Raw genomic sequence first — 10,484 nt, forward strand, 5'->3', positions numbered from 1 at the left:
AAATATGTACAATAAAATGAATTTTGTCGCTTTGCAAGCAAAATCCCACTAAACCCTATAGGTTGCGGATTTGAGGTGGAATAATTTATAATATAACTCATTCAGCTTGGGATATTTATAGCCATACATACCTGTTATTTTGCAAAAATTAACAGATGATTTCATAGTACAAATGCTATTGAATTTATTCCAATCAATATTCATATTCATTCTATAAAGCTGTGCTGATAAGATATTTTGGTCAAATTTGATGTTGTGCCCAACAACATATTTACAAAGACTCAGGTCTTTTAGGAATTTCTCTATGACTTCAGCTATGCCAACGCCATTTTTCATTGCATAATCAAAGGTTATTCCATGGATATCAACTGAACTACTGGGTATATCAAATCCATCAGGTTTAATAACAAAATCATTTTTTGTGACGACCTTGTTAGATTCGTCCATAACAACCCAAGCTATTTGTATAATATGAGGCCAATTGTCCGTTTTGCTTATAGGGGCATTATAGTCTGCTGGGAGGCCAGTTGTCTCTGTATCGAAAAAGAAGAACAAATCTGTTTTATTTATAAAATTGCTAGCATTCTCTTCGATTAAAGATATGCTATCTTCGTTAAAACTATTTCTATCTAACTGATCAAGTAGATTTTTGTACTGGTAATATGTGCATGGTATAGCTCCCACAGAATAAAGACTTAATAAGTTGAACATTGCCGATTGAGTGTTTGATTTGTTAAGCAGATCAATGCCCTTTTCTATACAAGGAGCTATACCATCCCCTAAGAGATAGTGTATAGCTAATGAGTTTTGTCCTTCTGGCGTTATAATATCCGAGAGATATTCAATAGAATCTAGACAATGTTCATGAGGTGATAAGTAACTGTCATGCCTGCTAGTGATTTTCTCTACTTGCGTTAGCGTTAATTGTCGCCCCTTATATTGAGCCTGCTGGTAGATTCTGTCACCGCAGTATTTATACAACATGGGTTCTATACAGTCAAGTGTTAGTTCTACGGGGTTTATTGTAGGAAGTTTTTTATTTCTAAAATAGTATTGATTGCCTGAAGCATGGATTGAGGGTGGTAATACGAGGTGGTCGCACCAGCGAAGTTCTATACGTGAAAACAATTGAGGATCACTATATCTATCAGAAGGGGCAAATGAAATGGAATCCAATTCGGATGTGGAAGGAATATTTTCGCATCTAAAAATGATGTGAAAACCATATCCATTGCCACTTCTGACGACCCATTGATAATCCAACGGTAGATTTAACAATCTAAGGACATCATCAATAAAGTCATCAACTGTGCCATCATTATACTCTAATTTTATGGCAAAATCCCCGTTAATATCAAAATCTAAGGCTCTGAAATTATTGTAGCCCAAGACAAGGCCTAAACCTGCTGAATAATCCCAGTTTATGGAGAACAGTTCTTCTATTGATTGCTCGATAGTTTTATATGCTTCCCAACTAGTATTGATGGGCTCCTTGAAAGATTTGGCGTTTTTCAAACTTTCAGACCATTTCATTTGGGTAATATTCATCCCCATATATTTGTAGAAAAGTGCCATGTATTTTAGGTTTGTAGCATGGGTCTTGTATAAATCTTCAGCAGAAGTTGAGGCAGATGACTTTATTCTGTCATAGTCTGATATTGGCGAAATGATTTTAATAGCTACGCTATCTCCGAACGAGGAAATCACAACGTTGGGATTGTTGTTTGCCAAATATAACCTAGATATATTGGAACACTGAAGAAAGGCAGTTGGGTCGATTTTAATATGATTGGATTGAATCGCGACAATACTCATATTTTCACACCCGCCAAATGCTTCGGATCCAATAATTGCTACATTCTTTGGTATCCAAATTTTATTCAAAAGTTCACATCCTCGAAATGTATTACAATTTATGTATTTGATTTTTTGAGATAAATTTATAGATTCTAGGCTTCTACATCCCTCAAAAGCTGACGGTCCTATTTCTATTACAGAATCAGGAATTTGTATTTTGCATAAATTCGAACAGTTATGAAATGCAGATGAGCCTATTTCTGTTACTACGTCAGAGATGAGAATATCAATCAAATTGCAGCAATTACTGAATGCGTCATTTGAAATTTTTGTAATGGTTGATGGTAATTCAACTTTGGTCAATTCAATGCAACCGTTAAAGCATCCTGCGGGAATGATATTGACGGAATCGGGTATGGAGATTGTTTTAAGATTAATACAACCCTTAAAAGCATTCTCTTCTATCTTTTTTACGCTAGATGGTATCACAACGCTTTCTATGTCGCAGCAATTTTCAAAAGCATTACATTTTATAGTTTCAATTCCTTCGGGAATTTCGATTAATCCTATCGCTTGTGTTGGGCATTTTAGAAGCTCCTTATTATCTTCTGACATTCTAAAAATCTTTTCCATATTATAGTATGTATTTGGGTTAGACTTTACGTATAGTGTTATATTTTGCAATATTTGAAAGTGTTCATCATCTCCTTCGGCACATAAGCCGTAGCCACCAAACAGCCATCAAACAATTCTACAACCACACGCTGCTGGCCTGCCATGCGGGCAACACGACCACGGATTCCTTTGAACTCTCCTTCTGTCACTATCACATGGTCGCCCAGTTTGAACTGGATGTTATTAGAGGTGACATGAATGATGTGAGGATTCTTGATGGATGTAAGGCGGACAAAGTTATTCATAGCTTCATCTTGGATTGTGAGCGGAGGATTTTTGTTGAGATAGTCTTGGCGATGTATGGTGTGATCAAAGTAGTAGCTGAGCAAAGCTCTACTTTCATTTGTCACAACCTTATTGTCGTGAATCAAGATTTCAACTTGCTCTGCTGTTGCATGAACAAACATAAAAGATGAAATAAGAGATTCCGTTATGATTCGCTTCTTTCCTTTCTTTCTTATCTCTTTATATCGCAAAGGAACATAACATTCCAATCCTTTAGCCTCAACGAATGCTTTTGCCTTGATAATACGCCCATAAGAAACTCTTAATACAAACCATTGCTTGTTTCCGGATGGCACATTCTCTACCGACACCCCACCTTTGTTCTTTGAGATGGAGGGCGTACAAGAGGTAAGTCTTGCACTTGGACACGATGAACCTGTGTCGGTAGGTTGCCCATTATACAATGAAGCGTTAGCCGTTAAAGGCTGTTTGATTTTATCTTCCAATGTTATATTCAGAGGTTAGATTAAAAACCGACTGACTTTTCTCTATAAGAATTGCCAAATATTGAACACAAAGGTAAGAAAAAAGATTGAGATTTAAGACTTTTGTAGTGGAAAACTTTGTGCTGAGGGCGCTTTTTAACATTTGACAATGCTTGGCGAGTTTTCCCTGAGAGACGATTGTAAGAAGAAATAAATCATAAGAATCGTTTTGATTGTTTATATACTAAAAAAGGTCGCCAGCATTTTGGCGACCTTTTTTTAGTATCCTTTATTTTCTGAATTTCTTTTTAAACCATTGGTTGAATGCCACGTAGGCACTGATTTCCTCCTGGTGCTGAGGCTCGGCAAATGTCAGTACGTTGCCCGATGAATCTCCGTGCTGGTCAGGGAAGATAATCATCAGGTTCGTGCCCGAGAAGAAGCGGGTTAGCTCTTCCGGCAATCGCTCTAATGCCGACTTGTGGGAAACGGTTCCCTTGCGGGCTGTCACCACCACAAAGAGATGGTTCTTGCTCATGTGGGAGGCAAGCTGAGGCATCTCGTTCCAATGCTGCATCAGGGTGTATTCGGCTCTTACTTCCTGATGTCGGTTGGTGATGTACTCATTGATGAGTGCCAGGGTCTCCTCCCTGCCGTGGATCTGGATGCGGCAATCCAGATTGCCTGACAGGCGCGCCAGTCGCTCTACCCAGCGGTAGAAACCCGGTTCAAATTCTGCCCTCGATGGTACTGCCACCTGTATTCGGCGAATGGTATTGAGTGGCTGCTTGATGCGTGCCATGATGATCTGACGGCTCAGACCATTGAAGAGACTCTGATGAAACTCTCCCCAGAACTTAGGCGAAACCTCCGGATGCATGTGCATGCCGATGATGATTTCGGAACACTGGAACTCGTTGAAGGCATGCTTGATGCCGTTGGCGATGTTGGCAGCAATGCGAACCTGCGTCTGCGTCATCACGTCGGTGGCTGCGGCAAGCTGACTGCAATGATCCAGCAGCTGTCGGCCCTGTTCCTGCTTGTATCGCATATCCTTGTCATCATACACTACGTTCAGGCAGACCAGTCCTCTGTTCAGTTTCTGGTTTCTCACCAGGAAGGCGAGACTCATCAGATTATCGGCATATTCCGGATACTTCACCGGTATGAGAATCTTCTCATCGCTTGCCTTCTTGGTATCCTCGGCATCTGGAAGCTCCTTATCGCGGAGGATAATCTTTCTGGAACTCCAGTCGGTGAGCATCGAAGAGATGACGCAGGTGCAGAGAATCATCATTACCACACCATTCAGCATGTCATCGTTGACCAGATAGGTGTTCGGACCCACCAGGAGGTTCATACCCACCATCACCATGGCGATACTGCCGGCGGCATGGGCAGAAGTCAAACCGAACATCATGTGACCCGATGAAAGCGGCAACCGGAATCCGAAGCAGGCGGCATAGGCTGCGATGGCTTTTCCCAAGGTTCCGAAGAACACGATGCAGAAGATGACCCAGAGGATATGACTGCCCTGGAAAAGCAGTCCCACGTTGATGAGCATGCCCACACCTATCAAAAAGTAAGGGATGAAGAGCGCATTGCCCGTAAACTCCAGTCGGTTCATCAGCGGAGACACGTGCGGGATATACCTATTTAATAACAGACCAGCGAAGAAGGCGCCGAACACGCCCTCGATGCCCACCATCTGCGAGAGAGCCGCACTCATGAAGAGCATCGCCATCACGAAGATAAACTGCATCACCGAATCGCTGTACCGGCGCAGAAACCATCTTGTGAGTCGCGGTATCAGGAATATCATCACTCCGCAGTATGCGGCAAACTTAGCAGTGAAGAGTACCCAGAAGAGCAGACCATCGTGACTGGAGAACGAGGCGACGAGACCCGCCAGCATGATGAGGGCTATCAGCAGCGAAAGCATGCTGGAACCCACACTCAGGGTTACACTTGGTTTCTGCTGCAGACCATATCTGGAAACGATAGGGTAGGCTATCAGGGTATTGGAAGCCATGATGCAGCTCAGCAGAAACGATGCCCTGGTGGAATAGTGCAGCAACCAGATGCTCATGCCGAAGGTGAGGAAGAAGGGAACGAAGCAGGTGAGCAGACCATAGATGATGAGCCGCGATTTGTTTTTCTTCATACCCTCCATGTCCATTTCCAGGGCGGCTAGGAACATAATGTAGTAGAGTCCCACCTTGCCGAACAGCTCGAAAGATGCATCTCGTTCCAGAATGTTCAGTCCGTATTTGCCCACGAGGATACCCGCCAGCACCATTCCGATGATATGGGGGATTCTGAGTTTACCCATGATGATAGGGGCAAAGAGGATGATGAGGAGCACTACGAAGAAGATCAGCGTAGGGTCGGTAATTGGAAAATATTCTGCAATATTCAGCATAGGCATTCTACTTATTGTTGATGATGAAAGAGGGATTCTGCATCCGCTTCATCCCTCTTCTTTTTATTTTTGAGTGCAAAATTACTAATAAATCTTGAAAGGGCAAAGTTTTTGCCCCCTTATCATTTTATATGTGTAGAGATTTTTGTAATTTTGCACCCTGAAAACAAACTTAGGATAAAAAGATAAGGATAATTAACGTATGAAAAAAGGATTGTTTGCACTCGCCTTGGGTACATTTACCCTGGGCATCGCAGAATTTATTATTGAGGGAATTCTCACCGATGTGGCGCACAACATGAATGTGTCCATCCCTCAGGCTGGTCATCTCATCTCTATCTATGCACTGGGTGTATGCGTCGGTGCTTTCTCGCTGATATTGATGCATAAGTATCGCCCCAAGAATATACTCTTGTTTCTTACTTCGCTGGTGATTCTGGGAGCCATCATCGCTACGATAGCCCCTAGTTACGGGCTTCTGCTTTGTGCCCGCTTCATCCAGGGACTTCCTCATGGTGCCTATTTCGGTACGGCTACCATCGTGGCGGTGAAGATGGCAAAGGAGGGAAAGGGTACCAAGGCGGTGGCGATGATGTGTGCCGGTATGCCGTTTGCCAATCTGCTTGGTGTTCCGCTGGGCACCTTCCTGAGTCATACCATCTCCTGGCGAGTGCCTTTTCTCATGTCGGTAGCGTTGGGCGTCATCACGCTCTATATGATTTACAAGTGGGTTCCTGATGTAGAGGCTCTGCCTAACAAGGGTATGAAGGCGCAGTTCCGGTTTATGCGCCATCTGGCTCCCTGGCTTATCATCGCTGCTACTTTCCTGGGCAACGGCGGTATTCTCTGCTGGTTCAGTTATATCTCTCCGCTTTTGCAGATAGATGGTGGATTCCATGCGGCATCAATTTCGGTATTGATGATTCTTGCCGGCTTGGGAATGGTGGTAGGAAACCAGGTGAGTGCCTTGCTGGCAGACAGGTTCATGCCGGGCCGCTTTACCTGCTATCTACAGTTTCTGGCTGCCGCAGCCTTGCTGGCTACCTTCTTTCTGTCGCAAATCGGTTGGGTATCGGCAGCGATGATGTTTGTCAGTTGTGCCTGTCTTTTCGGTATAGGTTCGCCTGAGCAGTTTCTCATTGTGAAGCACAGCGAGGGTGGCGAGATGCTAGGCGGTTGCTGCATTCAGGCAGCCTTCAATCTGGGCAATGCCCTGGGTGCCTTCTTGGGCGGAATCCCCGTGGCGATGGGATTGGGATATAATTACCCTGCGCTCATCGGTGTGCCGATGGCATTGGCTGGAGCCTTCTGTCTCCTGGTGTTTCATCGTAAATACGAGTGTTCTAAAGATTGAGAAAAACAGGATTGACATGTCATTTTGCCCTGTTTCCTATGACAGAATTTGATGAAAATCAAGAAAACGGCCCTTTTTTGAAGTTTTTCCCCAAAAACATTGTGTGCGTACACAAAAAGGCATTACCTTTGCACTCGAAAAGATAGAATAACGAATAATTAAAGTAAAGAAAGGATAACGATTATGATGGTATTAGTAATGACACTGGCAGTTGTAGCTGCCCTTTTTGCAGAGGTTGTAAATGTCAACAAGAAGATTAGCCTCGGCAAGTAATCAAACCTTGAGAGGCATCTCTGGATGCTTCCAGGAAGTTGATTCGAAATAAGGTAAAGATTAGGATAACAGATAAATATAGAGAAAGGATAAAAGTTATGATGGTATTAGGTATGATTTTGGCAATGATCGTTGCCGGATGCGCTGAGTATGGCGCAAGAACTAATATGAAGAACTTCGCTTAACAGCCGTTCTTCTTTCAATTTGAGAGAATTAAAACAGTAGTTGCATAGATAAATAAAGGAAAGGCAGTTGTTGGCATTAGAAGGATGCCACCAGCTGCCTTTTCGTTTTTTCTCAGCTGAACTTTTTCGGTCTCGCTATTTTTTTCGGGCTATTCCTTTGCTTGTATCATTATTTTTTGTAACTTTGCCGAAAGATTTTAAAATGGCAGCAATATGAAATATCCTATCGGCATACAGAGTTTCGAACAAATCATAGAAGATGATTATGTTTATCTCGATAAGACGGCATTGGTCTATGACTTAGTGACTAATGGTAAAATATACTTTCTGAGTCGTCCTCGACGATTTGGAAAGTCGTTGCTCGTATCTACCTTGAAATGCTATTTCGCGGGTAAGAAGGAACTGTTCAAGGGACTTTCCATCGACAAGTTGGAGAAGGAATGGAAGCAATATCCTGTGTTTCATCTCGACTTCAATGGTAATAACTTTACTAATCCTGGAGAACTTGAGGTCATATTAGAAAACTTTGTTGCATCGCAAGAGATGATATATGGTAAAAGTCCTTTCCGGGATTCCTTAGGAGGTCGTTTTGAATATGTATTGAAAGCTGCTCATGAGAAAACAGGACTTCGTGCCGTGGTTTTAATTGATGAGTATGATAAGCCAATATTGGATGTGCTTGATACACAAATCAAAACATCAATAAAGGGTGAAGGACGGTTGTTGGAAGATTGGAATCGTGAGGTCTTGAAAGGTTTCTATAGTGTCTTCAAGGCTGCCGATGCTAATCTACAGTTTGTCTTGCTCACGGGGGTCACCAAGTTCTCGCAGGTAAGCGTGTTCAGTGGTTTCAATCAGCCTAACGACATCAGTATGGACGAGCATTACGAGGCACTTTGTGGTATTACGGAAGAGGAATTGTATTCTACCTTTGATGAGCAAATCAAAGCGATGGCTGTGAGATATAAGACCACAGAGGAAGGAATGAAATACAAACTGAAGAGGAAGTTTGATGGTTATCACTTCAGTCCTAATATGCTTGATATCTATAATCCTTTCAGTATTTTGAATGCTTTGAGCAAGAAGATTCTGGCAGATTATTGGTTCCGCACCGGTTCGCCAACCTATCTTGTTCGCCTATTGTCTCATTTTGATGAGAACATCAATGAGATGGTCAACAGGTTTTATCCTACGAGTAGTTTTATCGACTACAAGGCAGTTGTGGAAGCACCGTTGCCAATGATTTATCAGAGCGGTTTTCTCACCATTAAAGATTGGAATATGGATACCGATTCCTATCTCCTGGATTTTCCGAATGATGAGGTGCGAAGCGGATTCTTGACGCTGGTTAAAGCAGCAAAGCGAAGGTAGGGTAGATTGTGTGGTAGAGACGTCGAACTATATCTACATCTTCGAATTCAAGCGTGATGGTTCGGCAGAGGAAGCCCTGAAGCAGATAGAGGATATGGGCTACGCCAGGGAATATGCTGCAGATGGCAGAAAGATTTATCAGATAGGCTGCAACTTCTCATCGAAGACGGGAACCAGTGATGGGTGGAAGGTGGAATAGGTTATCGCAAACGAATACTGCCTTTGTGTAATATTGCACTCTGAAAATATAAAAATAGATAAAGAAGGAGATGGATTATGTCAAAAAAGAAGATTTTCAGATGCCAGGAATGTGGGTACGAGACCGTAATATATGAGGGACGTGGTTTCATGGGGCAGCATATTGAAGCCATGTCTTGTGCAGACTGCAGGAACATAGTACCTCTTGTGGTGGGTGGAGTGATAGGTGATGCTGCACCTAGCTTCAATTCTCTAGTGGGAAGACTCTGTCTAAGATGCGGTTCTGACAGGATTTACAAGTGGGATATGCATACATGCCCCAAATGCGGGGGCAGGATGCTGCCTTCTGGCGAAGAAGAGTTCTGGACATAGTATTTTAAACCTGTTTTTCAATCCAAGCCATCATACGGAGTTGGTACGGAACGGGTCTAGCTATGATGTATTGTGGGGGAGATTTGGAAAATCTAAAGTAGTACATGATGGAAAAGATTATTGTTGACGTTGCGTGGTGCGACAGAAATTATGGCGGTTCTCTTGGTAGTAATGTACCAGGAGCGGTGGTTTTTACAGCACCAACCTTTGAAGCTTTGCAAAAAGAAGCAAAGGAAAGTCTGGAGTTTCATGTTGGAGGCCTTATGGAAAATGGGGAAGATGTTCCCGAATGGCTGAAGAATGGGGATTATGAGTTTGAGTATAATATTATAAGATAAGATCAGTTGTGTGTCTGATTTAGCAAAGAGGGTGTGTCATAAGTAAATGATTCACCCTTTTTTGTTTGTTGGAATGTTACTGATATGTTGTTGGAAAACATAATATAAGTTGTTAGAAAAGATAGTATATGTTTTTGAGTTAGTTAGTATCTCCGGTCGCACAACAGCTGTTGTGCGCTTGCATATCAGCTGATATGCGCTTGCACAACAGGTGATGTGCATGCGTAGGTCAACTGTTATGCGCCAACTGTAATTTAGACTTATGACGCCTCCTCTTTGTCATTTGGTACATACAGAATGGCATTTCATACAAGGTAGGTTTAGATATTTGGCTGATAGAAATAATCTTCTTACTTTTGCGCTCGTAATCGGGAAGCGATGGAAAAGAAAAAATCGTGGAACGAGGAATATGAAGTATAACCCTTTAATATATAACTGAGTTCACTTTAAAAAGGGACATATTTTGAATCCAGTCTGACCAGTGTGGTCATTCTGAGTGAAACATAGCAATCGGCTCCGCTGGTGAATATCTGTCGAGAAATCGCTTTGAAAGAGCCGAAAGCTTCTCTGATAGGCCCGAAAAGGGCAAATATCGATCTTTGAAATGTTGAAATCTGGAATATTACCATCCTTCGGAGGTTCATCCACATACATCTGCTATATGCATGCATACGATGTTTGAGCAAGCCCCTGTATCGGGTCTTGCCATTATGTGTATGAAAACTGTATTGGAACATGGCTGCTTCAACGTTATTCCGTTTATGCTGCTCCTCCAAAGGAAGGCTTTCT

General features: G+C 42.6%; 6 protein-coding genes and 1 pseudogene. 4 read left to right on the forward strand and 3 right to left on the reverse strand.

The features are described from left to right. Window positions 1-48 precede the first annotated feature (48 nt). The 3 genes from AAAT87_RS14150 to AAAT87_RS14160 form a co-directional block, all read right to left on the reverse strand. Entirely contained in the window at window positions 49-2,430 is a 2,382-nt protein-coding gene (locus AAAT87_RS14150) for a leucine-rich repeat protein (protein ID WP_349226767.1), read from the reverse strand. Window positions 2,431-2,468: 38 nt separating this feature from the next. Next, window positions 2,469-3,203: a UpxY family transcription antiterminator gene (locus AAAT87_RS14155; RefSeq protein WP_349226768.1), complete on the reverse strand. Its 735-nt coding sequence runs from the start codon at window positions 3,201-3,203 to the stop codon at window positions 2,469-2,471. A 268-nt stretch (window positions 3,204-3,471) separates the two neighbouring features. Further along, window positions 3,472-5,604 (reverse strand): cation:proton antiporter, encoded by a 2,133-nt coding sequence (locus AAAT87_RS14160; protein ID WP_349226769.1) that lies wholly within the window; start codon window positions 5,602-5,604, stop codon window positions 3,472-3,474. Between the two features lie 202 nt (window positions 5,605-5,806). Between AAAT87_RS14160 and AAAT87_RS14165 the strand changes: the two genes are divergently transcribed. From AAAT87_RS14165 to AAAT87_RS14180, 4 genes and pseudogenes are all read left to right on the forward strand, one after another. After that, window positions 5,807-6,958: an MFS transporter gene (locus AAAT87_RS14165; RefSeq protein ID WP_349226770.1), complete on the forward strand. Its 1,152-nt coding sequence runs from the start codon at window positions 5,807-5,809 to the stop codon at window positions 6,956-6,958. Window positions 6,959-7,629: 671 nt separating this feature from the next. Further along, window positions 7,630-8,986, forward strand: a pseudogene (locus AAAT87_RS14170) (ATP-binding protein). Between the two features lie 77 nt (window positions 8,987-9,063). Beyond that, a complete protein-coding gene (locus AAAT87_RS14175) occupies window positions 9,064-9,357 on the forward strand; it encodes a hypothetical protein (protein WP_349226771.1) in 294 nt (97 codons plus the stop codon). A gap of 107 nt (window positions 9,358-9,464) precedes the next feature. After that, entirely contained in the window at window positions 9,465-9,695 is a 231-nt protein-coding gene (locus AAAT87_RS14180; RefSeq protein WP_296973478.1) for a type II toxin-antitoxin system HicB family antitoxin, read from the forward strand. Window positions 9,696-10,484: the final 789 nt, after the last annotated feature.

It is taken from the genome of Segatella sinensis, from assembly GCF_040095255.1.
GTDB lineage: Bacteria > Bacteroidota > Bacteroidia > Bacteroidales > Bacteroidaceae > Prevotella > Prevotella sinensis.

What these genes read in the sequence shown, in the direction of transcription:
- AAAT87_RS14150 (WP_349226767.1), bottom strand. Translation starts at nt 2,430, where the DNA reads ATGGAAAAGATTTTTAGAATGTCAGAAGATAATAAGGAGCTTCTAAAA.
- AAAT87_RS14160 (WP_349226769.1), bottom strand. Translation starts at nt 5,604, where the DNA reads ATGCTGAATATTGCAGAATATTTTCCAATTACCGACCCTACGCTGATC.
- AAAT87_RS14165 (WP_349226770.1), top strand. Translation starts at nt 5,807, where the DNA reads ATGAAAAAAGGATTGTTTGCACTCGCCTTGGGTACATTTACCCTGGGC.
- AAAT87_RS14175 (WP_349226771.1), top strand. Translation starts at nt 9,064, where the DNA reads ATGTCAAAAAAGAAGATTTTCAGATGCCAGGAATGTGGGTACGAGACC.
- AAAT87_RS14180 (WP_296973478.1), top strand. Translation starts at nt 9,465, where the DNA reads ATGGAAAAGATTATTGTTGACGTTGCGTGGTGCGACAGAAATTATGGC.